The organism is Ruminococcus gauvreauii, assembly GCF_025151995.1.
Classification (GTDB): domain Bacteria; phylum Bacillota; class Clostridia; order Lachnospirales; family Lachnospiraceae; genus Ruminococcus_G; species Ruminococcus_G gauvreauii.
Window position 1 is genome coordinate 411,318 of record NZ_CP102290.1, and the last position, 26,185, is coordinate 437,502.

Here is a 26,185-nt window from a genome sequence, read left to right on the forward strand (position 1 = left end):
ATACCCAACTTTCGCCTAAGCCACCTCGAACTGACTATTATAAAGTTCGGCATAAAACCCGCCCTTTTCCATCAACTCCGTATGGCTGCCGCTTTCAATAATATCGCCGTCCTTCAGCACCAGAATCACATCCGCATTCTTAATCGTGGAAAGCCGGTGTGCAATGACAAACGATGTGCGCCCCTGCATCAGCTTGTCCATGGCATTTTGAATCAGCAGCTCTGTTCTGGTATCAATCGAACTTGTGGCCTCATCTAAGATCAGCATAGGCGCATCGTCGATCATGGCTCGTGCAATGGTGATCTGCTGCCTCTGGCCGGCAGATAGATTGACTTTATCATTGATTACCGTATCGTACCCATTGGGGAGCGTTCGGATAAAATGGTGCAGGCCAACCGCCTTGCACGCCTGCTTCAACATTTCATCCGATACATCCTGCTTGTTGTAAACGATGTTTTCCCGAATCGTTCCCTCAAACAGCCAGGTGTCCTGAAGCACCATACAGAAGAGGGAATGGACCTGCTCCCTTGTCATCCGGCTTGTAGGAACGCCGTCAATCAAAATTTCACCGTCATTAATTTCATGAAAGCGCATCAGCAGATTGACCAGCGTCGTTTTGCCCGCGCCGGTAGGGCCTACGATGGCAATTTTTTGTCCGGGTTTGGCTACCGCGGAGAAGTTATGGATAATGGTCTTGCCGGTGCCTTCGTATCCAAATTTTACATTTTTGAATTCCACATGACCGGTTACAGGAGGAAGCTGTATCCGCTTCTCTTTTTCCTCCGGCATTTCCTCCGCATCTAAAAACTCAAATACGCGTTCCCCTGCGGCAACCGCTATCTGTAGCCCCTGCGCCTGCTGGGCTATTTGGGTAATGGGCTGGGTAAAATAGCGGATATAGGCCAAAAACGCGACGATTACCCCGAAGGAGATGGTTCCGTTCAGCGCCAAGGCAGCACCCACAACCATGACGGCCACATAACCGATATTATCCACAAAGGTCATAATGGGCATCATCAGGCTGGAAAGAAACTGCGCCATAAAACTGCTTTTTTTCAGTTCCTTATTCAGGCTTTTAAAGGGCTCATACATTTGCTGCTCGCCGTTATAGGCTTTTACGACCGTGTGCCCGGTATAGGTTTCTTCAATGTGCCCGTTAATCTGCCCCAGATACTTATGCTGGTTTTCAAAATGCTTTTGCGATTTGCTCATAATAAGCAGCATGAACACAAAGCCGATGACAACCGAGGCGATGGCCGTAACGGTCATCATCCAGTTTGTAAGGAACATCATAATCAAAGAACCGGCCAGCATGGTAAGAGAGGTCACAATCGTTGTGACGCTGTTATTCAAATTCTGTCCGAGAGAATCCACATCATTGGTAATCCGGGATAAAATATCGCCTGTGGTATTTTTGTGATAAAACCACATGGGAAGCCGGTTTATTTTTTGGCTGATGTCGGTTCGCATTTTTTGGGATATTCTTTGCGTAACCGTTGCCATAATCCAGCCCTGGAGGGTATTCAAAAGGGCGCTTATTACATAGAGCCCAACCAGAAGCAAGCCTATTTTAACAACGCCGGGCATATCGATGCTCGCCCCGATACCCTTTGTAATCAGATTAGTCAGGTCTTTTAACTTTTCAGGGCCTACAAGGGCAATTACGGTTCCCGCCATGGCGGCAATCACCGCTACGGCGATACCGGCCAAATATTTTTTTGAGTAAGAAAACAGCATTCTCACCGTTCTTTTCGCATTTTTAGCCTTTTGGGCGGTTCCGCCCATCTCGGAAAAATCAGAGGTCTCCACCGTTTCAGCATGTTGGCTTTTGTTATATTTTTCACTGCTCATTTTCCAGTTCCTCCTTTGAAAGCTGCGAATAGGCAATTTCCCGGTACACATCGCAGGTTTTCATCAATTCGCGATGAGTGCCCGCCCCGGCAATTCTGCCTTCCTCCAGGACGATGATTCGGTCGGCGTCTTTAATGGTGCCGATTCGCTGCGCCACAATAATGACGGTGGTGTCAGCCGCCCGCTGCCGCAGTTCATTTCGAAGCAGCCTGTCGGTTTTATAGTCAAGGGCGGAAAAGCTGTCGTCAAAAATCAGGATTTCCGGTTCTCTCGCAATGGCCCTTGCAATGGAGAGCCGTTGCTTTTGTCCGCCGGAAAGATTGGAGCCTCCGGGCGCTACATAGCTTTCATAGGAAGCCTCCATCCCCTCCACAAAGTCTGTGCTTTGCGCTGTGGAAATAGCGGAAACCACTGCCTCCTTGCTTACCCCTCCAGCTCCGTTTGAGCCAAAGGACACATTGGAGGCGACGCTTCCCTGAAAAAGAATCGCTTTTTGAGAAACATATCCAATCTTATTGCGCAAGGCAGCCTGCTTGAATTCCTTGACATTGACGCCATCCACATAGACCTCGCCCTCCGTGGCGTCGTAAAACCGTGGAATCAAATTGATTACGGTGCTTTTACCGCAGCCGGTTGCTCCGATAAAGGCCACGGTTTCTCCTTTACTTGCCCGAAAGCTGATGTCCTCAAGTACATAATCCTCCGCATCCGGGTATTTAAAGCTGACATGCTGAAACTCCACCTCGCCGGGCGCAGCCGTATGCAGGCTGTCAATGGTGCCGTCCCGGATGGCCGGATCTGTTTCCAAAACCTCGCAGATACGGTTTGCGGATACGCTGGCCCGGGGAATCAGAATCAAAACCATCGCCAGCATCATAAACGCCATAAGCAGTTGAATCGCATAGGAGGAGAACACCATCATGTCGGAAAAAACAGTAAGTCTTGACATGAGCGCCGCTCCGGAAATCAAAACAGCGCCGATCCAGTAAACAGATAAAGTCAGGCCATTCATAATCAGTTCGATAGAAGGCATCAGCGCAGCCATTAAGCGGTTGGAAAACAGATTGGTGCGGGTGAAGGCATCATTGGCCTTTGCAAATTTATCCTCCTGATACGCCTCCGCGTTATAGGCGCGGACAACCCGGATTCCGGTCAGGTTCTCTCTGGAAACGCGGCTCAAATCATCGGTCTGCTGTTGGAGCTTTTTGAATTTCGGAATCGCAAGGGCAATCATGACGACGGATACAAGAATCAGCGCCCCTACGGCAACACCGGCCGCCATGGACCACTGCCAGCTTTTTCCCATAATTTTCACAATGGCCCATACCGCCAAAATCGGAGATTTAATCAATATTTGCAGGCTGATCACAATGAGCATCTGAACCTGCGTAATATCGTTTGTGGTTCTTGTAATGAGGCTGGGAATAGAAAAATTGTTGATTTCCTGCATGGTGAACGACTGAACCGTTTGAAATAAATTCGTCCGCAGCCGGGCAGAAAGATTGGTAGCGATGCGCACCGCAAGCCCGGAAATGATAATGGAAACCACAACGCTCCCTAATGTGATGAGCAGCATTCTGCCGCCGGCGAGTAAAATTTCATTCATCCCACTGCCGGATGTCTGGATAATTTCCGTGATTTTCCCCATGTATTCCGGTAAGGTCAATTCAAGCCATACCTGCAGCACAATCAGTCCAATGCTTAGGGCGGCAAGCATCAACTCCCTGACTGTCAGGTTTTTCAGTATTTTAATCAAGTTGATTCCTCCAATCTAAAAAGAAAGAGCCAATAAAATGTTTTCACATTTCATTGGCTCTGCGTCTTGGCGTCTGGCTCTGTAACAATCTTCAATTTTAAGTTTATAAAGTCAATTAACGTTTCCTGCTTACATTTGGGACAAAACAGCGGGAAGTTTTTCAGCACCGTATCATCCCTTGCCTTTATTCTGGTTTTGCTGTTACAAACAGGGCATAGAATCCAATTCTCCCGGTTCAAAGAATATCGCCCGCCCTTTCATATGTATTCATCATATCCGACAACGTTTCAACCCCGCAGCGAAAGCTCTCCTCATACGCCTCGAAAAAAGCCATCAGTGCTTTTCGCTGTTCCGGCGTTGTGTTTTCCAGCGCGTCATTTTCAACTTTCCATAGCAGTCCGATCACTTTCTCCGCGTAAAGTTTTCCGCTCTCGCTTAATTTCACCTGCTTATTTCTCCGATCTTCTCTCATTTCCACCAATTCCACATATCCCTGTTCCCAAAAGGATTTGATAATCATATTTACACTTTGCTTGTTGTACTGAATCTGCTGGCAAATGTACTTTTGCGTGCAGCCTTCCGCGTGATCGTAAATGATACTTAATACATTCAAAGACATCAGCGTTAGGCCCGCAGCTTTTGCATATTCCTCTGATAATCGTTCAATAGACTTCCACTTTTTTGAAAACAGCTCGGAGTACTCTTTTATACTTTTTTCTTTCATTTTGCTTGCCCTTCCATTTGTCCAATTTATTAACAGTTACTTATTTGGACTATTATATACTGGGATACTGAACTTGTCAAGAGAAATGTGTGCCTTCCACGGTGTAGATCCGGCCATCCTGCCCGCCTTTATCATCCCAATCGAAGAAAATGATGTCTCCGCCATCTGTCTTCACTGGTCGGAACTGAACCCATATTGTTCCGCCATCACCACGGCAGTCTTAAGGCTGACGGTGATATACAGATAAATCCGGGTGACGGTGGTTTCCATCTCCACGATATTCCCGTGCCCGTCGTCGGTGGTATTGATCACCGTCTCGGTCTTGGTTTCGGTGCGGCTGGAGATCTCATTATTTTCAGTACACCGCCCGGATTCTGTGGCGCGGCCACTCGTCCGCTTGCTCCATCAGATTTTTCATGTCCGCATACCGAAAACAGTTAAACTGCCCATTTGTGTATTCCCTGAGTCTCTCTTCTCTTTCCGGGTTACTCCACTTGTTCCCTCTGGTTGTGAGTTCCTTTAGGCGATTTTTCATCTTTTCCACTGATTTCGAGTGTACCCTCAACCTGTATTTTCCTTTATTTCTGTAACATCCATAGCCAAGGTATTTGATTTTGCTTACGTGGTTGACTACTGTTTTCTGGAGATTGACTTTCAGGAATAGTTTCCCTGTGATGTACGGCACGATATGCTTTTCGGACTTCGACTTATCTAACCAGCCTTATCCTCCTGCTTTATCCTGTAAATGGTTTCTGTACGTTGTTGCAGAGGTTTGCCTGCACCTTCCTTCAGTCCTCTTAAACCTCACAGCGAGAACCTTGATGTTCGGCTATATCCTTCCCACTGCCGGACGGATTCAAGGCTTACACCCGTTAGAACGTGCGCCAGCCGGGCGCATTAGAAAAACACACCTGCTGATTCTGGCAGATGTGTTTTTTCACATTTTTTGTATTCTGTTTCCTAAAACCTGATCTCTTTGACATCAGCTATATTTTTCATCTCCCCAAGCAATGCCTGGGAATCTTCTCCGTAAATCGTCATTTCCATTCTGTCTCTCTCTGCAATAGCAAGCACTCCCATCAGTGACTTCCCATCTACCACCTGTACACCGCTTTTTAAGTCAATCTCTCCTTCGAATCTGTTTGCTAAATTTACAAAATCAAGCATTTCCTTTGTATTATGAAATCCAATTGAATATCTGGGCATCTCTGTTTCCTCCATACGTCTTTATCATACGCCTCCTTCAAAAAAATGGTTCAGAGACGTTCCTTATTTTTAAGCATTGACCGGAAGCTAAAAGTTATGCAGACCAGATGCAAATATCTGTGTTATAATATAAATAACGGCTGTAATCATCAGGGATTCTGAAACAGGAGGTATACCATGGGAGAACTTATCGCCTTAAACCGCCAAACACCGGCAATACAATATCTCGCTAAAAAGGACAGCAGCCTTTGCAGACTGATTGATCTGATCGGTGAAATTAAATATCAGCCTTTTGAAGACGGTTACTCATTCCTCGTCAGTACGATTATCGGTCAAATGCTGTCAAACAAAGTAGCGGATGTGTTATTCCAGAGAGTCATTGATATGTGTGGGGGCGTATCACCGGAAATCATGTGTAATATTGATGCCGAACAGCTAAGAAAAATTGGAATTTCATATAGAAAATCCAATACAATATCAGAACTAACACAGGCTGTGATCTCACGCGATCTCGATCTGTACAAACTCTCCTCTCTGCCTGATGAGGCGGTCATCAGGGCGCTGACCTCAATAAAAGGGATCGGTATGTGGACGGCAAAAATGTATCTGATCTTTGTTCTGGACCGACCCGATATATTACCGTTCGAGGACGGTGCATTTTTACAGTCTTACTGCTGGCTGTATCATACACAGGAATGCAGTCCGAAGGATGTTAAAGAACGATGCAGGATATGGAGTCCCTATTCATCTTACGCCGCCAGATTTTTATATAAAGCTCTGGACAACGGACTTACGAAGAAAAGTTGATACACCTTGGCGCATGCAACTAAAAGCATAACGAATATAATTCCCGATATGCTTTCTTTCTCCCGTCATTCATCTGTACTACAGTTTCATTCTCCAAAGTGACGTTTAGAATTTGATATACCCAGCAGATAGTCTACGGTACAGTCATAATATTTCGCCAGTCGTATCAAAGCCCACACTGGTATTTCACGAATTCCTTTTTCATATCTGTGATATACAATTCTATGACAATTGAGGACATCTGCTATTTTTTGTTGTGTTAAGTCGCGATCCACTCGCATATTTTCAAGCCGTTCAAAATACAAAATGATCACCTCTTGATTATGTTACCATTTGGTGTCATAATGTATTCATAATGGTAACCAAATAGTTACTAAGCAGTATAAAATACAATGGCATTGAAAGGCGAAAATATTGAAAAAATTAACAAATATTAATACTATACTCAAAAACTTTCTACTGGCAGATGATATTGAATTCTTTATTTCCTATCTTAAAAACATTGACGAAGCAGAAATGACCTCTTTTTTGAGGGTCTTTCCGGACTTTATCACAAACCTGTCAGGAAACGACAGGATTGACTCCTTAAAGGCAGGAACGTATCAGAAGGTGATGGCAGAGCTGCGCAGACATTCGGATATCACGTAGGATAAAGAAACACGAAAGGAGATCTTAGCATTTACGAATTTGAATTCGACATCAAAAAGGACTGGAACTCCATTTAATGAAATTCCAGTCCTCTTCCTATTATTTTAGTATGCAAAGACTTTAATTTATGCCTCACCGACAGGACTCTTAAAATCAGCAACGCCGGCACTTTTCAGACCTGCATGCTATGTTTATTTGCAGAAGCAATGTAACCAATAATTGATTTATAAGGAGGTTCCCGGGTACTTTGAATCTTTAACATCAACTAATCCCCGAATGTAAATATATGTATCTCCATTCTTTTTTTTAACATCCACCGATGTATTATACTGAACAACAACACATATTTTTTCATCTAAATTTATGCCTTTGTCTGCTGTAATTACATCAAATTCATATATGAATTTATGATCTGCCACAAAATATTCATTTTCTCCATGTTCATCAGTTGATAAAAGCCTTTTAAAAATAATTTCGTCTTCATTTTTCTGTACTATATTACAATCAACATTACTTGTTATATCACTGGTATAATTATAATAGTGTATTTTCATACCATTATAAACAACTATACCAGATAAGATAACATTAAGTATTATGGAGAGTGTTAAGATTATTTTCTTTTTATTTATCATAACAACACTTCCTTTTCTTGTTTTTTTATTTTGTCTAAACCATCGGACTCTCCCCCTTACTGTGTTTTATTAAAATTATTGTATCATAGCTTTTATATGCTCTCAATATTTTTTCACATAATCAGTCGAATCTTGTAGTCAAACTGTTATATATTCTCATCGTCAGATAAATGTTGCGTGTAAATGTCGCACTTTACACCATAATTACATCAAACACCGTGTAAGCGAAAGCCATGTGAATCTAAGCGGACATACAAGAAATCAAAAAGAGCCTCAAACCCGCATAAACTCTAAACTTAAGCTTATTTACGTGTTCTTTGGCTCTTTCAAAAAATTGTCTGAAACTTATTTCGCGTAGTCGACAACGCGGCTTTCTCTAATTACATTCACTTTGATCTGTCCCGGATATTCCAGCTCAGACTCAATCTGTTTTGAAATATCTCTGGCAAGTAATACCATATCCGTATCGTTTACGTGATCCGGCAATACCATTACCCGAACTTCCCGACCTGCCTGAATGGCAAAAGACTTGTCTACCCCTTTGAAGGAGTTTGTGATATCTTCAAGCTGTTTCAATCTGTTGGTATATGTTTCCAATGTTTCCCTTCTCGCTCCCGGTCTTGCTGCTGAGATTGCATCTGCAGCCTGAACAAGACATGCGATCAATGATTCCGGCTCCACGTCTCCGTGGTGTGCCTCTACCGCATTGATGATAAGCGAGGATTCTTTGTATTTTCTACATAAATCAACACCAATCTGAATATGGGATCCTTCCACTTCATGGTCGATGGATTTTCCTATGTCATGTAATAACCCTGCACGTTTTGCAGTACGTATGTCCGCTCCAACTTCTGCCGCTAACAACCCGGCGAGCTGCGCGACTTCGATGGAATGCTTCAATGCATTTTGTCCATAACTTGAACGGAATTGCATCCTTCCCAGCAAGCGAATCAGTTCCGGATGAATACCGTGAACTCCCACTTCCAGGGTAGCAGCTTCTCCCTCCTCGCGAATCATGGTCTCTACCTCTTTGCGGGCTTTCTCAACCATTTCTTCGATTCTCGCAGGATGGATACGGCCATCGACTATCAACTTCTCCAGCGCAATACGTGCGACTTCTCGTCTGATCGGATCAAAGCCCGATAATACAACAGCTTCCGGAGTATCATCAATGATCAGATCAATACCTGTCAACGTTTCCAGTGTACGGATATTACGTCCTTCCCTTCCGATGATCCGACCCTTCATCTCATCGTTGGGGAGCTGAACTACTGATATGGTAGATTCTGCCACATGATCAACAGCACATTTCTGAATCGCTGTCACCACGTAGTCTTTCGCTTTTCTGTTGGCTTCCTCTTTGGCTTTGCTCTCAAGTTCCTTATAGAGCTTGGCCGTGTCAATTTTCACTTCATCTTCAACAGCTTTTAAAAGATAATCTTTTGCCTGTTCGGAGGTCAGACCTGAAATTCGTTCCAGTTCCTGTACTCCCTGTGCATGTAATTCGTCGACTTTCTTTTCTTTCTTTCTTAATTGCTCTTCCTTGTTTGCGTATTCTGCTTCACGCCGTTCAAGTGCGTCAGATTTTCTGTCAACAGATTCCTCTTTTGACAGGACGCGCTTTTCATACTTTTGCAGTTCGGCTCTTCGTTCTTTGGTTTCTTTCTCCAGTTCGTTTTTCGTTCTGAGAGATTCTTCCTTCGCTTCCAAAAGGGCTTCGCGTTTTTTAGTCTCAGCCGTTTTTAATGCCTCATCTATTATGCTTCTTGCCTTTTCTTCTGCTGTACCAACTTTTTCGGCATCTTGTTTCACCTTGTTGGAAACCGCAACCTTGCAAGTAATAGGAACCGCAATAAGCAGCGTGATTACTATAGCAACAATTACACTGATAATAATTGTTCCCACAGGAGCACCTCCTTATTTAGTTTTCATTGTACAAATACAACACTTCAATTTTATATTATTTTGGTAATTATGTCAAGCACAGCGGCCGATTTATTCCATCGTTTTTTCCTGCACACGAAACCTGTAATCTTTCAGGACCTTCCAGATCTCTTCTCCATAGAAGCCGCGCCTTGCCAGATAGGCTTCCAGCTTCCGGATATCCTTCTCTGTCACTTCGTCTCTGTTCCTCATTCGCTTTTCAACCAGCGCACGGATGACCTGTTCATGATCCGTCAGTTCAGCCTTTTCGGCGGCCTTCTCAATAAGGCCTGGATCGACGCCCTTCTGACTCAGTTTCCATGAAATCTGCCTGACACTCAAACTGTCCTTATAGCGTTCGAAATAATGCTCCGCATAACGCGCGTCGTCAATGTAGCCGTAAGATTTTACATAGTCAACGGCTTTCCGGGATACCTCAGCCGGATATCCGTTCTTCTTTAGTTTTTCTCTGAGTTCCTGCTCGGTCCGGTCCATCTTCACCAGTAGATTCATCGCATATCGCTTGGCCCGAAGCGGCAGGATCTCATTCATGATCTCTGAAAACTCCTGCTCCTGTATCTCCTCCCCACAGACGATACGATAACGAGACAGCTCGCCTTTATACAGGATAAAAGCAAGCTGTCCTTCAATTTCCACGCGGTATGTCCGCTTCGTCACAGGCCGGATATCGGTAACTATCATTCTGTCTCAATCTCCGCTGTTTTCGGCTCCTGAGGTGTCTCTGACTTCTCTGCGCCATTCAGGCCGTAGTACGCTCTTACCTTCTGCTCCACCTCCTGCATGACCTCCGGATGCTCCATCAGATATGTCTTCGCGTTTTCACGCCCCTGTCCAATCTTCGCATTGTCGTAGGCAAACCATGCCCCGCTCTTCTGAATCACACCGCTGCTTGCAGCCAGCTCCAGGATATCCGCCTCTCTGGAAATCCCCTTTCCAAACATAATGTCAAATTCCGCCTCCTTAAACGGCGGTGCAATTTTATTCTTCACAACTTTGATACGTGTACGGTTTCCGATGACCTCACCGCTCTGCTTAATCGCCTCTATCCGGCGCACATCCATACGGATGGATGAGTAAAACTTCAGCGCACGTCCGCCCGTGGTGACTTCCGGACTGCCGTACATCACCCCTACCTTCTCACGCAGCTGATTGATAAAAATAACAACACAGCCTGATTTTCCGATCACGGAAGTTAATTTTCTGAGCGCCTGTGACATGAGACGGGCCTGAAGACCAACATGAGAATCTCCCATCTCACCGTCAATCTCAGCTCTCGGAACAAGAGCCGCGACAGAATCCACGATCACAATATCTACCGCTCCTGAACGCACCATCGTCTCTGTGATCTCAAGTGCCTGCTCACCGCTGTCCGGCTGTGAGATATAAAGATTGTCGATATCAACGCCAATATTTTTTGCATATACTGGATCAAGCGCATGCTCTGCATCGATAAATCCTGCGATCCCGCCTCTCTTTTGTACCTCCGCTACCATATGGAGTGCCACGGTAGTCTTACCGCTCGATTCCGGTCCGTAGATCTCCACCACGCGCCCCTTTGGTATGCCGCCCAGCCCCAGTGCCACATCGAGGCTCAGGGATCCTGTCGGTATCGTCTCCACATTCATGTTGATGCCTGAATCCCCCAGTTTCATCACTGCACCTTTTCCGTAGTTTTTTTCTATCTGTACGAGTGCCGCGTCCAATGCTTTTAATTTATCTTCCTTTACCATGCTTACCTCCAGTAATAATGCGAACTTATGTTCGTCCTCTGTTTCATATAGTAGTACATATTTGCCGTTTTGTCAATATCATTTTGTACCATGGGATTTTTCCGGATTCCGGAAATCATGAGATGAGATTTGTATGCTGATACCAGTATACTAAACACCGGCGCCGTATGCAAGAAAGTAATGCAGATTCCCGTAAAATGAAGAAAGACCGCACCATCACTGATGCGGTCCGCCCACCGGCACTTACGGTGCCAGCCAATTATACATTTCTTCATATTTTGCTGCCGAATGATTCCAGGAAAAGTCTTGTGCCATCCCCCGGTCAATTATTTTATTCCACTCCCTCTTTTTATCATAGTAGACACGTTCCGCATAGCGGATCGTATTCAACATTTCATGCGCGTTGTAATTTGTAAAACTAAATCCTGTTCCAGTGCTCTCAAACTCGTTATAAGGTTCTACGGTATCCTTCAATCCTCCTGTTTCACGAACAATCGGTACCGTACCATAACGCAGGCTCATCAATTGGCTCAAACCACACGGTTCAAACAGCGAAGGCATCAAAAACGCATCGCTGGATGCATAGACTTTGTGTGACATCGGTTCCGAATAATAGATATTCGCTGAAACCTTATTGCCATACTTCCATGCAAAATGCCGGAACATATTTTCATACTGGGCGTCCCCGGTACCAAGAACTACCAGCTGTATCGCATCCTGGCATAAATCATCCATCACATACGATACAAGGTCGAGTCCTTTCTGATCCGTAAGACGTGAACACATCCCGACCATCATGATCTTCGGGTTCACTTCCAGGCCCAGTTCCTCCTGTAAGGCTGTTTTATTTTTTATCTTTTCTTTTCTGAAATTCTTTGCGTTATAATGTTTAAAAATGGCCGGATCTGTCTCAGGATTATACTCTTCATAGTCAATCCCGTTGACAATTCCTCTCAGGCTGTTGCTTCTTGCCCTCATCAGGCCGTCCAGTCCCTCACCATAGAAAGGTACTTTTATCTCTTCCGCATACGTCTCGCTCACTGTCGTAATTGCGTCCGCGTAAACAATCCCGCCTTTTAAATAATTAGCATCACGGTTATGCTCCAGCTTATCCGGCGTAAAGTAATAATCCGAAAGGCCGGTAATATTTTTCACCGTCCGAAGATCCCATACACCCTGAAATTTCAGGTTATGTATCGTCATAACCGATTTTATACCCCAATAGAATTCATTACCCTGAAAACGTTCTTTCAGATATACAGGCACAAGCCCCGTCTGCCAGTCGTGGCAATGAATGATGTCCGGGCGGAAACCAATGACAGGAAGCATGGATAATGCCGCCTTTGAGAAAAATGCATATTTCTCAAGATCCCATGGCATTCCGGAATACGGTTTATCCCCGCTGAAGTGTTCTTCATTATCAATAAAGTAGAATTTAATCCCTTCGTACTCTGTCTCCAGGATTCCGACATACTGCTGTCTCCAGTTCAGGTCCAGATAAAAACTGGTCACAAACTTAAGTTTCCCTTTGAACTCTTCTTTCATACAGGAATACTTCGGAATAATCACGCGTACATCGTATTTCTCATTATCAAAATATTTCGGCAGGGAACCTACGACATCCGCAAGTCCTCCTGTTTTTATAAACGGTACAGCTTCCGACGCAACGAACAATACATTTTTCATGTTAGAACCTCCCTAATATTAGATGCGACATTCTATGAATATTATATCATGAATCTTCAATCCATGATCGACATTCGCCGTTCGTCAAACGTGCAAGCACGCTTTCCTCACTAACACTCATTATATCGTATTTTTAATATTAAGGAAAGCTTAATATACGATTCCACTAAATATTTTTGTATTCCAGTCTTATTTTATCAGCAATTAGTGCAATAAATTCGGAATTTGTCGGTTTTCCTTTTCCCGTGCTTACGGTATATCCAAATAATTCATCGATGGTATCCATCTTTCCTCTGCTCCATGCGACCTCAATTGCGTGACGTATCGCACGTTCTACGCGGCTCGGCGTCGTCTGATGTTTTTTGGCAATTGTCGGATACAGGATCTTTGTGATAGAATTCAGCATATCCATGTCCTGTACAGACATAATGATCGCATCCCTCAGATACTGATATCCCTTGATATGAGCCGGAACCCCGATTTCATGGATAATATTGGTCACATCGACTTCCAGATTTTTTTCCATATATTCGGTCTTGTTGTCACAGGTACTCATTTTCCTGATATCCCGTATTCTGCTCATCGCCTGATTTCTTACATGTTTGATCCGATTGATGATCATATCATTGTCAAACGGTTTCATAATGTAATAGTACGCACCCAGATTAAAAGCATCCTCTGTGATTCTTTCCTGCCCAACAGCGGATACAACAATAAAAGCAGGATGCTTTTTCATTGAATTGTCCTGATTCACTTTTTCCATTACAGTAAGTCCGTCAACCTTCGGCATAATGATATCCAATAATACAACATCCGGTTCCTTTTCCTTGATGATATTGTAGATATCGTTACCGTTGTCTGCCTGACCTACCAGTTCCAGATCACTGTCTTCTTTTATGATCTCCCCCAGCAGATTTATGATCCGCTCATTATCATCTGCAATGGCAATATTTAACTTTTCCATATCTCTCCTCCTGCACATTTACTTTTCTCGGCAGGGCGCCCCTAACAGATACTTTTTTTCTCTGCCATGACTCAATTATAGAGATGTTTCCTTACCAAAGCAAGCAAAACTGCCATAAATTGGTAAGTTTCGTTCGACACTTTCCATGAGAGAATTGCCGAAAAAAGCCAGACGCTGGAAAATAGGCTCCTGTTTTGACTGCTAAAGATGGGAATTATCGGATTTTAATATATAATGCCGTAAATCAGTCTTTTAGCATATTTTCGATAAATATCCCAAATCCCCGGGATGGGTCTTTGATAAATACGTGCGTCACAGCTCCTACCAGCTTCCCGTTCTGCAGAATCGGGCTGCCGCTCATCCCCTGAACGATCCCTCCGGTAGCGCCGAGCAGCCTCTGGTCCGTCACATGGATCACAAAACTTTTATTTGTATTTTTTTCATTATAATCAATATCAGAAATCTCTATCCCATACTCTTCCACAGTTCCGTCAATATTGCTCAGGATACTGGCCGGTCCCTCCTGAATTTCCTGTTTCAGCCCGATTTCCTTCGGTGTCAGCGACAGGCGCTGCCTCCCGTTATCATTCAGCATTCCGCTGATGCCGTTCGCCTGATTATCGGTGATATCCCCGAGTTTTTCCGTCTCCTGATAGGTGATCACACCCTTCAATTCACCGGGATTTCCCTTGACGCCTTTTGAGATAGAAAGAATCTTTGCGCTGTACAGCTCCCCTTGTTCCAGGCTCAGAAGTTCCCCGGTATCCATATCACTGATGCCATGGCCGAGTGCTCCGTACGTACCATCCTCTTCCATAAAAGTCAGCGTTCCGATTCCCTGGATATTATCCCTGACCCAGATACCCAGTTTATAGGAGCCGTCAGTCGTCAGTACCGGCCGCAGCGCCAGCATAATTTCTTCATCCCCTCTTTTCACCAACAGCTGCATCTCGTCTCCCTGGCTTTCTTCCACCATCTGCATTAATTCCTGTTTATCTTCCAGTTTTTTACCGTTTACTTCCATAATGTAATCCCCGGCTTTCGCTATATTTTTTGCCGGCTCGCTTAACATGACATCCTGTGCATCCACCTCTCCTGTATCGATGATCATGACACCATCTGTTTCCATATACAGACCAATGGTATCACCGCTGACACAGACGGTCCGCTGTGCCACGTTCTGCACGGTCACCGTTTTAACCGGCACGACTCCGAATAACCGGCAGGTGATCCGATATGAATCGCTTCCCAAAACCTCCAGGCTATCATCATATGTGACAAATGTCGATGGAAATATTTCATCCAACTGCTCTTCCTGTCCCTCATAAACGCTGATCTCATCCGGTATGGATGACTGCACCATATAATAGAAGTAACCGGCACACAGCATCAGTGACAGGCAAAGCATCACCCACAAAAATCTTCTATATTTCTGACTGTTGCTCACTTCATCACATCCTTTTCTTTTAAAAGCTGCAAAAAAGGATATACAGTGTTGTATATCCTTTTTTAGTATGCGATGATTTCAGTTTTTCAGTCTTGTATTTTTATGTACCTGTGCCAATTCTTTCATCTCACAGGCATTGGAAAGAACACTCTGAGTGATCCTGGTTCCGCCCAGCATGCGGGCAATTTCATGCATGGATCCCTGCTCATCAAGCCTTTTGATTCTCGTTACGGTAATTGTATCCTGCACATTTTTTTCAATTTCAAAATGTGCGTCAGCCATCGCTGCTATCTGAGGCAGATGTGTGATACACAAAACCTGTCTCTGCCTGGAGATCTCAGCCATTTTTTCCGCAACTTTCTGTGCAGTGCGGCCGCTGATTCCAGTATCAATCTCATCAAATATCAGAACTTCTGTATCATCTTTGTCAGCCATCAGCGTTTTGACAGCAAGCATGATTCGTGAGAGCTCTCCTCCTGACACAACCTTCGAGAGAGAACGTTTCTCTTCACCCGGATTCGTAGAAATCAAAAACTCAATGTTATCGTTTCCGTTTTTTGAAAAATCATGCAGTTGTTTGAAAGCAATTTCAAATTCCACCTGAAGAAAATTCAGCTCCCGCAGGGAATCGACAATTCTTTTTTCCAGTTCTCTCGCAGCATGTTTCCGAAGTCTGCACAGCTGTTCGCACAGCTTTTCAAGTCTTTCACGTGCGGCCTGCTGTTCTCCCGCAAGTTCAGCTCTGCGCTCGTCCAGACTGAGCAACTCATCCAGTTTTTTCTGCTGCTCATCCCGGTAATTTAAAATTTTTTCTGTATTTTCTCCGTATTTTCCCTTCAGGCGATTGATCTCATCCAGACGTGCCTCCGTCTGTGCAAACAGTTCCTCTGAAAAAGTCAGATCCCCGAGATACCCGGAAATATCTCTGTTCAGATCATTGAGCATACTTTCAATATCCAGTGCCTGCGAATAAATGCGTGAAAGTTCTTCATCGAAATCGTTCAGAGCCGACAGTTCCCTCACCACACGTCCCGTCACCTCTCCCGCCGAAGCAGGGTTATCATATCCCGTCATTTCATATACTACCTGAAGTGTCTCGACGATTTTTCTCGAATTGGAAAGTTTCCGGTACAGACGTTCCAGTTCTTCGTCCTCTCCCGGCCTGACTTTGGCCTCATCAATCTCATGTATCTCAAATTCCAGAAATGAAACCTCTCTCTGGCGCTGCTCTTCATCAATACTGCACGCCTGCAGTTTGCGGGACAGTTTTTGATATGCATGATAGCATTCTGCTACCTTCTGTTTGTGATGCTTAAGCGGCTCACCGGCAAATTCATCCAGAATCTCCAGCTGTTTTTCCGGATACAGCAGTGACTGGTGCTCATGCTGTCCATGGATATCAAGCAGCAGTGACGCCGCCGCTTTCATCTGGCTGACCGTACATGTCTCTCCATTGATCCGGCTGATACTGCGCCCCTCCATGATCTTTCGGCTCAGGATCACCTGCCCGTCTTCCGGAACTATGGAAAGCTTCTGCAGTTCCTCCGTGATTCTTGGATTTTCGACGGTAAAAATCAGTTCCACCAGTGCAGAATCCCCAAATTTCCCGATACTGTCACTGGCCATTTTTTTTCCAAGCGCCAGATTGACCGAATCAAGAAGAATGGATTTCCCGGCTCCTGTTTCCCCTGTGAGGATATTCAGCCCCCGTTCAAAATCCACTTCCACTTCATCGATCAATGCAATGTTCTTTACATGTAAATTGGTTAACATGACTACCTCCCGGTTTTTATCAGAGGATACTGCCCAACATCCTTTTGAGTTTATCCATGACAAGAAGCGCTTCATCGGCACTGCGGATCGCACACATGATCGTATTGTCTCCCGCGATGCAGCCCACGATCTCATTCCACTGCATTTCATCCAGTGCCGCTGCTGCTGCCATGGCCATTCCGGAAACCGTCTTGATTACCAGGATATTCTGCGCCAGATCCATGGATACAAACGCCGTCTTCAGCACATGAATATATTTTGTCGCAAGTTCTTTATCGTGATTCTGAAAAACTGCATATTTTGAGTGTCCGTTTTCCAGGGCAATTTTTGTCAGCCTTAATTCCCTGATATCTCTGGATACCGTCGCCTGCGTCACGCGAAATCCGCTCTCATTCAGCCGTTCCGCCAGTTCTTCCTGTGTTTCAATGTCATACTGATTAATCAGCTTTATTATCTGAGTATGCCTGGCAATCTTCATTCGTATTCCCTCCTGCCGAAAATCATAGCCAATGGTTCAAGTTAACTGTTATTCATCTTTTTACGTAATGTTTCAAGAAAACTGACATTATTAATTTTTATAATACTGGTGTCTTTTGTGGATTTTTCAATCACAATACGATCACCTGTGACCATCGGTACCGTTGTATCCCCATCGAACGCCGCCATGCCGCGTTCAATCATCTCATCCCTTCCCGGACCGATTTCCACGGTGATCTTATCGTTGTCTGAAAAGACGATGCTTCTGGTATTCAGGGTATGAGGTGCCAGCGGTGTCATCAGGATCATAGAAGCGTCCGGCGAGATGATCGGTCCCCCGGCCGAAAGACTGTAGCCCGTCGAACCGGTAGGTGTCGCTATGATGATGCCGTCCGCATTATAGGAATTCAGGAATTCATCATTGACATAATTATGAAATTTCACCACGCACAGCGACCGCTCACGGCTGATCACAATGTCATTCAGTGCGATATCCTGTTCGAGAAGTTCCCCGTTGTGGTAAACACTTCCACACAGCATCATCCTGCGTTCGATTTCATAATCATCCCCCATCAGATGATCCAGAGCGGGATAGACAGAATACTCGTCGATTTCCGCCAGATATCCCAGTGTTCCAAGATTGATGCCGCACAGCGGCAGCTGCCTGTCCACCACATCCCTGGCCGCCTGAAGAAGCGTTCCGTCTCCGCCGAGCACGATGACACAGTCAACGTTTTCCGGAATCTGGCTGACATCCGTATAATGAAACGAACCGTTGTTATTCGCATGGTCCGACTGCTGGATCACACAGGACTTGCCATGTTCTTTCAGATAATTGGAAATTTTATGTGTCACCAGCAGTTCTTTGTCTTTGACACTGTTCGTAATGATATAAAAACAATTCATATCAAACCCCTTTATCCAGATCAGCGTGTGCTTTTTCAACTACAGCTTCCATATCCATATCCGAATATTGTGATATGCTTCCCTCAGGAAGCTTCTGCAGGTGCATCAGATATTCAATATTTCCTTCCGGCCCTTTAATCGGGGAAAAATCCAGGTGGCATACCGCAAATGAGATGCTGACTGCATAATCCGCCACCTTTCGAATGACTTCCATATGCACTTTGGGATCTCTGACAACACCCTTTTTACCAACCTTTTCTCTGCCTGCCTCAAACTGTGGTTTGATGAGGCAGACAATCTGACCGTCTTCCGTCAGCAGATTTCTCACCGGAAGAAGTACCTTCAGCAGTGAAATAAAGGATACATCGATCGATGCAAACTGTGGCGCTTCCCCGATGTCCTCCGGAACCACATAGCGGATGTTTGTTCTCTCCATACACACGACGCGCTTATCCTGCCGCAGCTTCCAGTCCAGCTGGCCGTGTCCCACATCAACGGCATAGACCTTCTGCGCTCCGTTCTGCAGCATGCAGTCGGTAAACCCGCCTGTGGACGACCCCACATCCATGCAGACCTTACCATCCAGAACCACCCCAAAGTATCTCATCGCTTTCTCCAGCTTCAGTCCCCCACGGCTGACATACGGCAGTATATTTTCCTTCACCGAAATGTCCACGCTGTCCTGGAACATGGAGCCGGCTTTATCCTCTCTCTGTCCGTCGACAAACACATTGCCGGACATGATCACCGCTTTTGCCTTTTCTCTGGATGGTGCAAATCCTCTCTTCACCACCAGAATATCCAATCGTTCTTTCATATTCCTCCACTTAAGGATTTCAGAATCCTTTTCAACACAGATTCCTCATCCATGCCCAGTTCCCTGTACTGCTGTTCTACGCTGCCATGACCGACAAACTGATCCGGTATTGCAAAAATATCGACGGCAGCTTCCCGGTGATGTTCATGAAACCACGCACTTACCTGCTGTCCGAATCCGCCGGTCACGACGTTTTCTTCGAGTGTCACGATCCGTCTGTGTGTCTCAGCCAGTTTCTCAAACAGCGCATGATCCAGCGGTTTTACAAATCTTACATTGACCAGTGTTGCCTTGATTCCCTTTTCTTTCAGGCGTTCGCTCACATGGTGAGCCGTTTTTACCATACTGCCCACGGCCAGAAGCGCAATGTCTTTGCCCCACTGCAGCACTTCGGATTTTCCATGAACGATCGGCTCCCTGTTGTCCTGTAATCCCTCATACGCGTCACCTTTCGGATAGCGCAGAGAAACGGGACCGTCAAAGTTCACCGCAAATTTCATCATATCAGAGAGCTCCCACTTGTTTTTGGGCGCCATCACTGTCATGTTCGGCATCATCGACAAATACGTCAGGTCAAAACATCCGTGATGGGTTTCACCGTCACTTCCCACGAGACCTGCCCGGTCGATGGCAAAGACCACATGCAGTTTCTGCATGCAGACATCGTGAAGGACCTGGTCAAACGCCCGCTGTAAAAATGACGAGTAAACCGCAAACACGGGCTTCAGCCCGCCGAGGGCAAGTCCAGCTGCGAAAGTCACCGCATGTTCTTCTGCAATCCCCACATCGAAGAACCGATCCGGAAACATATGTGCAAACCGCTTCAGCCCCGTTCCCGTCGGCATCGCTGCGGTTACCGCTACGACCTTTTCATCCCTGTCGCCGAATTTCCTCATGACTGTTGAAAAAATATCGGAATAGGCGGCTTTTCCGGAACGGCTTACCGGAATTCCTGTTTCAATCTCAAACGGTGCTGTCCCATGAAAGCGTGCCGGATGACGCATGGCAGGTTCGTACCCCTTTCCTTTCTTGGTCAGGACATGAACGATCACCGGGCCTTCCACGCGAAGCGCCTCCTGAAAGAGTTTGACCATCTGAGGAACATTATGTCCATCCACCGGTCCCAGATATGTCAGACCCATATTCTCGAACAGCATCCCCGGAATGATAAACTGCTTGATCCCATTCTTGGTCCTGTGAATGGCATTCACCATACCCTCACCGATCTTCGGCAGCTTTTTCAGCGTGTTTGTCACATTCATCTTCAGCTCTGTATAGGACTCCGCAGTCCGGATATTGCCAAGATAGCGCGACATTCCGCCCACATTATCCGAAATAGACATATTGTTATCATTCAGTATAATGATAAAATTCTTTTTCAGCTCTGCGACATTATTCATCGCCTCATATGCCATGCCGCCGGTGAGTGCGCCGTCGCCGATCACCGACATGACGCGGTAAGATTTCCCAAGCAGATCCCTGGAACGCACATACCCGAGCCCTGCCGAGATGGAGGTCGAGCTGTGGCCGGTATCAAAAGAGTCACAATCGCTCTCACACCGTTTGGGGAAACCGCTCATTCCGTCCGCCCTGCGCAGATTTTCAAATCCATCTGCACGCCCGGTCAGTATTTTATGCGTGTAACACTGATGGCCGACATCCCATATCAGTTTGTCTTCCGGCAGATTCAGGACAAGATGAAGCGCGATCGTCAGCTCCACCACACCCAGGTTAGAAGCCAGATGACCGCCCGTCCTGCTCAGATTACTGATCAGAAATTCCCGAATCTCTGCCGCCAGTATTTCCAGCTCTTCCTTATTCAGATTTTTCACATCGTTTGGTTTCTTTATCTTCTCTAATACCATATCGCAACCTTCTACTTTGTACGGGTTACCAGATACTCAATCAATGCCATCAGAAACCCGCATTCTTTTCTGTTCTCTTCCAGCAGCAGCATCGCCTTATGCGACAGGCGGGCCACCTCTTCCCTGGCGGCATTCAGCCCTGCCAATGTCACATACGTCGTTTTCTCATTTTTCTCATCGCTGTGCAGCGGTTTTCCCAGTTCTTCCTCTGATCCTGTCACATCCAGGATATCATCCTGAATCTGAAATGCCAGCCCGATATAGCGTCCCGCTTCTTCCAGCCGGGCGGTCTCATGATCCGGCGCCCCTGCCAGAACTGCCCCGATCATCAGGGATGCTTCAATCAGTGCGGAGGTCTTATTCTCATAAATATAAGACAGCATTTCTGCCGAAACGGGTCTTCCTTCGTTCAGCACGTCCACGCTCTGACCTCCGAGCATTCCCCGGATCCCCGTCTTTTCAGCCAGGATCGTGAGCGCCTTAGCCGCCTGCACTTCCGCTCCCGGAACCTGAAACGTCCGCAGTGCCGTCTCATACGCATAGTTGAGCAGGACATCTCCGCTTAGCACTGCCATCGCTTCCCCGTAGACCACATGCGTAGTTTTCCTGCCTCTCCTGTAATCATCGTTATCAAGCGCAGGCAGGTCATCATGGATCAGGGAATGTGTATGTATCATCTCGATCGCCGCCATAAACGGACCCGCCACGTGATCGCTGCCGCCATACATACGGCACGTCTCCCGCATCAGTATCGGCCTCAGCCTTTTTCCCGGCGCCCTCATATTGTAATTGACCGCTTCTGCGAGCGGCGCTGTAAACCCCTCTTCCGCCGGCAGGAAGGCAAAGATTATATTCTGCGCCTCCTCCGTCCGCTTTTTCAGTTCCTCTTTAAAATTCACGAAGTTCACCCTCTGCATCCATCTGCAGTACCTTTTTCTCTACGAGGTCCACCTTCCTGCTGCATTCCTTCAGCAGTTCCATACCTGACTGGTACATGCCAAAAGAATCTTCAAGTGACAGCTTCCCCGATTCCAGCTTTGCTACAATATCATCCAATATCTCAAATGACTCCTCCAGAGTCCTCTCTGTTTTGTCCTTTTCCTGCATTTACTCTGTCCTCCGTTATCTCTGTCACATCTGCCCGGATCAATCCGTCGCTGACATAAATCTTAAGCTCGTCTCCTGTTTGTGTCTGCGATACACTGGTCACTGCTCTCCCCTCCTGGTTTTCCACGTAGGAGAAACCCTGATTCAGTTTATCAAGCGGAGACAACCCCTTCATCTTCTGAATATACAGCTGCAGAAGATGGCGTTTTTCCAGAATCTGCTGTTCCATCGCCCGGTGCAGCTTATCCTCCGCATCCGCCAGGAACTGACGTTTCTCAATGATCTGCTGGCGGGGGCTCAGATAACCAAACTGCGTCTTCAGCCTGAGCAGGCGCTGTTTCGTTAGTGTGATTCTTCCTGTCATATTAAGGTTCAGGCGCTTTTGATACTCCATCATACGGGCGATCACTGCACGCACATCGTCGACTGCGAGTTCGGCTGCAGCAGACGGAGTCGGTGCACGCATATCAGCCACATAATCTGCGATCGTAACATCCGTTTCATGACCCACCGCAGAGATCACAGGAACAGTGCATTCAAAGATGGCTCTCGCCACATCCTCCTCGTTAAATGCCCAGAGATCCTCTATGGATCCCCCGCCTCTTCCGACGATCAGAGTGTCCACGCCCAAAGCATCCATTGCCCGTATTCCCTGCACGATGCTCTCCTTAGCGCCTTCCCCCTGTACCAGCGCCGGATACAGGATAATGGAAATCCCGGGATTTCTGCGCTTCGCAACGCTTAAAATATCGCGAATCGCCGCTCCGGTCGGTGCGGTGACCACTCCCAGCGTCCGTATGCCGGTCGGAATCGACTGCTTGTAATCCGGTGCAAACATCCCCATCTCTTCCAGTTCTTTTTTCAGGGCAAGAAACCTCTCATACAGAATCCCCGCTCCCTCCAGTGAAATTTCCTGCGCATACACCTGATATCTGCCGTCGCGCTCATAGACATTGACGCTGCCCTTTACCACGACCTGATCGCCGTCTTTCATGCGGAATGCCAGACCCTTACGCTGTCCTGCAAACATCACACAGGCAATTGCAGCATTTTCATCCTTCAGAGAAAAATAGATATGGCCCGAGGTGTGATATTTACAATTACTGACTTCTCCCCGGACTGCTATCCTGGACAGCAGAAAGTCCTGGGTAAACATGTTTTTAATATAAGTATTGACCTGCTTTACAGAATAAATACTCTGTCCCATATACTACTCCTGCGCGACGGCTCCCAGAATACCGTTCACAAATGATGCTGACTCATCCTGCCCGAAACGTTTTGCCAGTTCAACCGCCTCATTGATGGCAACTCCGGTCGGAACATCTTCATCAAACCTGATCTCGTACACGGCAAGCCTGAGAATTGTCAGATCTACTTTACTCATTCTGGTAGTTTTCCAGCCGGATGATTTTTCATTCAGCAGCCCGTCGATTTCTCCCAGTTTTCCCATGATCAGACGAAACTTATCTTCCATATATATCTGATCTTTTTCTTGCAAATCTTCAAGATTGTCAAAGTACAGTTCCAGTTGGCGGGGCATCTCATCTTCCTGGTTAAACGCGCTTAAAAAAAGCAGCTTAAAAATATTTTCCCGCAGTTCTCTTCGTCCCATGTTTTCCTCCACTTCAAAAGTCAGCAAGTACGCGATGCTGAAAAAGGGGGATCTCTACAGATCCCCCCTCATCCTCTTGATCTCTCATTCTATATTTTCAAGGTTCACGCCTGCAATGCCAATATTAATATCCGATACGCTAAGTCCTGTCATATTTTCAATAGCGGATTTTACCTTGTCCTGCACTTTGCGGCAGACTTCCGGAATCCCGTAACCGTATTTAATATTCAGGTTCAGGTCGACACGGACAATTCCGTCCGACACATTGACTTTCACACCCTTCGACAGATTCTTCATGCCGAGTTTTCCCACAAGTTCATTCGTTATATTCCCGGCCATGGAATTGACGCCTTCTACTTCCGTAGCCGCCAATCCGGCAATGATCGCTACCACCTCATCTGCAATCTGAACCGTTCCAATCGTTTTGTCATCGTAAATCGTATAAGCATCTCTGCTTTCATTTTTATTTTCTGCCATAGCGAAACCTCCTGCAGCTCATCCTTTTTCAATATTATAACAAAATCGTCTGAAAAATAAAAGGGGTTTTTAATTCTTTCCGAATTCCGAAAGTTTCAGATTCTCATTCCTGTCCAGCGTCATGCCCACACTCCAGGCATTGACAAACAGCAGCAGGGGATTCCCTTTTAAATCTCTGACTTTTTTCATGTCCGAGGTTCCGACGAGTTTTGCCAGATCAATTTCTTCTTTGTTCTCAATCCATCTGATATGTTCATACGGCAGAGTTTCGAGACGGATATCCACTTTATATTCATTCTCCAGACGGTACTTTAGAACATCAAACTGCAGTACTCCGACCACGCCGACGATGATTTCTTCCATTCCCGTATTAAACTCCTGGAAAATCTGAATTGCACCTTCCTGTGCGATCTGATTGATGCCCTTGATGAACTGCTTTCTCTTCATCGTATCCACCTGACGGACTCTGGCAAAATGCTCGGGCGCAAATGTCGGAATTCCTTCAAAAGCAAACCGTTTGCCCGGGCTGCATACGGTATCGCCGATTGAGAAAATACCGGGATCAAATACACCGATGATATCCCCTGCATACGCCTCCTCCACCACATGGCGGTCCTGAGCCATCATCTGCTGAGGCTGAGACAGACGCATCTTCCTGTCTCCCTGAACATGACAGACTTCCTCAGATGCTTCAAACTTCCCGGAGCAGATTCGCATAAACGCGATCCTGTCACGGTGCGCCTTATTCATATTTGCCTGTATTTTAAAGACAAACGCTGAAAACGGCTCCTTCATCGGATCTACAATCCCCATGTCCGCCCTTCGGGGAAGCGGCGAGGTAGTCATCTGCAGAAAATGCCGCAGGAATGTCTCTACACCGAAGTTTGTAAGTGCCGATCCGAAAAATACCGGAGAGAGTTCGCCCCTGCTCACTTTTTCCATATCAAATTCGGCACTGGCTCCGTCCAGCAGTTCAATCTCTTCCAGCAGCTGATCCTTCTGCCCCGGATCCAGTATATCAGAAAGATGAGGATCATCCACTGCAACTTCCTCCTCCGTGCCTTCTCTCGTCCCCTTCATGGTATCGGAGAAAGTCAGCACCTTCTTCGTATCACGGTCGTAGACTCCTTTGAAAGATTTTCCTGATCCGATCGGCCAGTTGATCGGACAGGTTGCGATCCCAAGTTCTTTTTCGATCTCATCCAGCAGGTCGAAGGTATCGTTCGCATCACGATCCATTTTATTGATAAATGTAAAAATCGGAATGTGCCGCATGACACAGACTTTAAACAGTTTTCTGGTCTGTGCCTCAACCCCCTTGGAACCATCGATGACCATTACGGCGGAATCTGCAGCCATTAACGTTCTGTAAGTATCCTCTGAGAAATCCTGATGCCCCGGCGTATCCAGAATATTGATGCAGTATCCGTCATAATTAAACTGCAGCACGGAAGATGTCACCGAAATTCCACGCTCTTTTTCTATCTCCATCCAGTCGGACACAGCGTGTCGCGCCGTCGCCTTCCCCTTCACGGATCCTGCCAGGTTGATCGCTCCTCCGTAGAGCAGGAATTTTTCTGTCAGCGTCGTCTTTCCCGCATCCGGATGGGAAATAATGGCAAACGTCCGCCTTTTTTCTATTTCTTTCGTATAATCAGCCACGAAATAACCTCCTGATTGTTGTTCTTAAGTCGTTCTTCATTCACACGCCATTCATTGTATTATATCGTTTGGGCAGTGTCAAGGTTACTGT

The 26,185-nt window shown here is 46.1% G+C and carries 29 protein-coding genes; 3 read left to right on the plus strand and 26 right to left on the minus strand.

Translation table 11 applies throughout. The features are described 5' to 3' along the window. Window positions 1-15 precede the first annotated feature (15 nt). The 4 genes from NQ502_RS01970 to NQ502_RS01985 are packed head-to-tail and all read right to left on the minus strand — an operon-like array spanning window position 16 to window position 4,331. A complete protein-coding gene (locus tag NQ502_RS01970; protein WP_028528096.1) occupies window positions 16-1,851 on the minus strand; it encodes an ABC transporter ATP-binding protein in 1,836 nt (611 codons plus the stop codon). Continuing rightward, window positions 1,841-3,607, minus strand: a complete 1,767-nt coding sequence (locus tag NQ502_RS01975) for an ABC transporter ATP-binding protein (protein WP_028528095.1) — start codon at window positions 3,605-3,607, stop codon at window positions 1,841-1,843. The genes NQ502_RS01970 and NQ502_RS01975 overlap by 11 nt, the downstream gene beginning before the upstream one ends. A gap of 50 nt (window positions 3,608-3,657) precedes the next feature. Then, window positions 3,658-3,846 (minus strand): cysteine-rich KTR domain-containing protein, encoded by a 189-nt coding sequence (locus tag NQ502_RS01980; RefSeq protein WP_083963202.1) that lies wholly within the window; start codon window positions 3,844-3,846, stop codon window positions 3,658-3,660. After that, window positions 3,843-4,331, minus strand: coding sequence for a MarR family winged helix-turn-helix transcriptional regulator (locus tag NQ502_RS01985; protein WP_028528094.1), 489 nt, complete (start codon window positions 4,329-4,331; stop codon window positions 3,843-3,845). Before NQ502_RS01985 ends, NQ502_RS01980 begins: the two co-directional genes overlap by 4 nt. Before the next feature lie 73 nt (window positions 4,332-4,404). On the opposite strand from NQ502_RS01985, the gene NQ502_RS01990 reads away from it, so the two are divergent. Then, the gene (locus NQ502_RS01990; protein ID WP_169579914.1) at window positions 4,405-4,578 is read left to right on the plus strand and encodes a hypothetical protein; all 174 of its coding nucleotides are present in this window, start codon (window positions 4,405-4,407) and stop codon (window positions 4,576-4,578) included. Between the two features lie 108 nt (window positions 4,579-4,686). Here the strand turns inward: NQ502_RS01990 and NQ502_RS01995 are convergent, their stop codons facing one another. Beyond that, the gene (locus tag NQ502_RS01995; RefSeq protein WP_242830245.1) at window positions 4,687-4,866 is read right to left on the minus strand and encodes a group II intron maturase-specific domain-containing protein; all 180 of its coding nucleotides are present in this window, start codon (window positions 4,864-4,866) and stop codon (window positions 4,687-4,689) included. 425 nt (window positions 4,867-5,291) lie between these two features. Beyond that, window positions 5,292-5,537 carry an HPr family phosphocarrier protein gene (locus NQ502_RS02000; RefSeq protein WP_044983125.1) on the minus strand — a complete coding sequence of 82 codons (246 nt, stop codon included), beginning with the start codon at window positions 5,535-5,537 and terminating at the stop codon, window positions 5,292-5,294. Window positions 5,538-5,714: 177 nt separating this feature from the next. Here NQ502_RS02000 and NQ502_RS02005 point away from each other — a divergent pair, with 177 nt between their 5' ends. Next, window positions 5,715-6,344 (plus strand): DNA-3-methyladenine glycosylase family protein, encoded by a 630-nt coding sequence (locus tag NQ502_RS02005; RefSeq protein WP_028528091.1) that lies wholly within the window; start codon window positions 5,715-5,717, stop codon window positions 6,342-6,344. Window positions 6,345-6,430: 86 nt separating this feature from the next. Here the strand turns inward: NQ502_RS02005 and NQ502_RS02010 are convergent, their stop codons facing one another. Next, window positions 6,431-6,625: a helix-turn-helix domain-containing protein gene (locus NQ502_RS02010; protein ID WP_327240967.1), complete on the minus strand. Its 195-nt coding sequence runs from the start codon at window positions 6,623-6,625 to the stop codon at window positions 6,431-6,433. Window positions 6,626-6,758: 133 nt separating this feature from the next. On the opposite strand from NQ502_RS02010, the gene NQ502_RS02015 reads away from it, so the two are divergent. Next, complete coding sequence (locus tag NQ502_RS02015) at window positions 6,759-6,992, plus strand: hypothetical protein (protein ID WP_028528090.1); 234 nt, start codon at window positions 6,759-6,761, stop codon at window positions 6,990-6,992. A 224-nt stretch (window positions 6,993-7,216) separates the two neighbouring features. On the opposite strand, the gene NQ502_RS02020 is transcribed toward NQ502_RS02015, so the two are convergent. The 19 genes from NQ502_RS02020 to NQ502_RS02110 all read right to left on the minus strand — a co-directional run bounded on the left by NQ502_RS02020 (window position 7,217) and on the right by NQ502_RS02110 (window position 26,094). Beyond that, a complete protein-coding gene (locus NQ502_RS02020) occupies window positions 7,217-7,627 on the minus strand; it encodes a hypothetical protein (protein WP_028528089.1) in 411 nt (136 codons plus the stop codon). Window positions 7,628-7,972: 345 nt separating this feature from the next. Beyond that, window positions 7,973-9,532 (minus strand): ribonuclease Y, encoded by a 1,560-nt coding sequence (gene rny, locus NQ502_RS02025; protein WP_044983108.1) that lies wholly within the window; start codon window positions 9,530-9,532, stop codon window positions 7,973-7,975. 90 nt (window positions 9,533-9,622) lie between these two features. Further along, window positions 9,623-10,252, minus strand: coding sequence for a regulatory protein RecX (locus NQ502_RS02030; RefSeq protein ID WP_028528087.1), 630 nt, complete (start codon window positions 10,250-10,252; stop codon window positions 9,623-9,625). Continuing rightward, on the minus strand, window positions 10,249-11,301 hold the full coding sequence (gene recA / locus NQ502_RS02035; RefSeq protein WP_044983107.1) for a recombinase RecA: 1,053 nt from the start codon (window positions 11,299-11,301) through the stop codon (window positions 10,249-10,251). Before recA ends, NQ502_RS02030 begins: the two co-directional genes overlap by 4 nt. 2 nt (window positions 11,302-11,303) lie before the next feature. Continuing rightward, the gene (locus NQ502_RS02040; RefSeq protein ID WP_028528085.1) at window positions 11,304-11,576 is read right to left on the minus strand and encodes a hypothetical protein; all 273 of its coding nucleotides are present in this window, start codon (window positions 11,574-11,576) and stop codon (window positions 11,304-11,306) included. Then, complete coding sequence (gene glgA / locus NQ502_RS02045; RefSeq protein ID WP_028528084.1) at window positions 11,545-12,987, minus strand: glycogen synthase GlgA; 1,443 nt, start codon at window positions 12,985-12,987, stop codon at window positions 11,545-11,547. The genes NQ502_RS02040 and glgA overlap by 32 nt, the downstream gene beginning before the upstream one ends. Window positions 12,988-13,153: 166 nt before the next feature. Continuing rightward, window positions 13,154-13,951: a sporulation transcription factor Spo0A gene (gene spo0A, locus NQ502_RS02050; protein WP_028528083.1), complete on the minus strand. Its 798-nt coding sequence runs from the start codon at window positions 13,949-13,951 to the stop codon at window positions 13,154-13,156. Window positions 13,952-14,195: 244 nt separating this feature from the next. Next, complete coding sequence (gene spoIVB / locus NQ502_RS02055; protein WP_028528082.1) at window positions 14,196-15,398, minus strand: SpoIVB peptidase; 1,203 nt, start codon at window positions 15,396-15,398, stop codon at window positions 14,196-14,198. 78 nt (window positions 15,399-15,476) lie between these two features. Continuing rightward, window positions 15,477-17,171, minus strand: a complete 1,695-nt coding sequence (gene recN, locus NQ502_RS02060) for a DNA repair protein RecN (protein ID WP_028528081.1) — start codon at window positions 17,169-17,171, stop codon at window positions 15,477-15,479. A gap of 19 nt (window positions 17,172-17,190) precedes the next feature. After that, a complete protein-coding gene (gene argR, locus NQ502_RS02065) occupies window positions 17,191-17,649 on the minus strand; it encodes an arginine repressor (RefSeq protein ID WP_028528080.1) in 459 nt (152 codons plus the stop codon). 41 nt (window positions 17,650-17,690) lie between these two features. Beyond that, on the minus strand, window positions 17,691-18,554 hold the full coding sequence (locus NQ502_RS02070; protein ID WP_028528079.1) for an NAD(+)/NADH kinase: 864 nt from the start codon (window positions 18,552-18,554) through the stop codon (window positions 17,691-17,693). Between the two features lies 1 nt (window position 18,555). Next, window positions 18,556-19,371: a TlyA family RNA methyltransferase gene (locus tag NQ502_RS02075; protein WP_028528078.1), complete on the minus strand. Its 816-nt coding sequence runs from the start codon at window positions 19,369-19,371 to the stop codon at window positions 18,556-18,558. Continuing rightward, the gene (dxs, locus tag NQ502_RS02080) at window positions 19,368-21,236 is read right to left on the minus strand and encodes a 1-deoxy-D-xylulose-5-phosphate synthase (RefSeq protein ID WP_028528077.1); all 1,869 of its coding nucleotides are present in this window, start codon (window positions 21,234-21,236) and stop codon (window positions 19,368-19,370) included. Before dxs ends, NQ502_RS02075 begins: the two co-directional genes overlap by 4 nt. An 11-nt stretch (window positions 21,237-21,247) precedes the next feature. Then, window positions 21,248-22,135, minus strand: a complete 888-nt coding sequence (locus NQ502_RS02085) for a polyprenyl synthetase family protein (protein ID WP_028528076.1) — start codon at window positions 22,133-22,135, stop codon at window positions 21,248-21,250. Then, the gene (gene xseB, locus NQ502_RS02090) at window positions 22,125-22,343 is read right to left on the minus strand and encodes an exodeoxyribonuclease VII small subunit (protein WP_028528075.1); all 219 of its coding nucleotides are present in this window, start codon (window positions 22,341-22,343) and stop codon (window positions 22,125-22,127) included. Before xseB ends, NQ502_RS02085 begins: the two co-directional genes overlap by 11 nt. Next, window positions 22,297-23,550, minus strand: coding sequence for an exodeoxyribonuclease VII large subunit (gene xseA / locus NQ502_RS02095; RefSeq protein WP_044983105.1), 1,254 nt, complete (start codon window positions 23,548-23,550; stop codon window positions 22,297-22,299). The genes xseB and xseA overlap by 47 nt, the downstream gene beginning before the upstream one ends. Window positions 23,551-23,553: 3 nt before the next feature. After that, on the minus strand, window positions 23,554-23,955 hold the full coding sequence (nusB, locus tag NQ502_RS02100; RefSeq protein ID WP_028528074.1) for a transcription antitermination factor NusB: 402 nt from the start codon (window positions 23,953-23,955) through the stop codon (window positions 23,554-23,556). Between the two features lie 84 nt (window positions 23,956-24,039). After that, window positions 24,040-24,432 carry an Asp23/Gls24 family envelope stress response protein gene (locus tag NQ502_RS02105; RefSeq protein ID WP_028528073.1) on the minus strand — a complete coding sequence of 131 codons (393 nt, stop codon included), beginning with the start codon at window positions 24,430-24,432 and terminating at the stop codon, window positions 24,040-24,042. Between the two features lie 69 nt (window positions 24,433-24,501). Next, window positions 24,502-26,094 carry a peptide chain release factor 3 gene (locus NQ502_RS02110; RefSeq protein WP_028528072.1) on the minus strand — a complete coding sequence of 531 codons (1,593 nt, stop codon included), beginning with the start codon at window positions 26,092-26,094 and terminating at the stop codon, window positions 24,502-24,504. Between the last annotated feature and the right edge of the window lie 91 nt (window positions 26,095-26,185).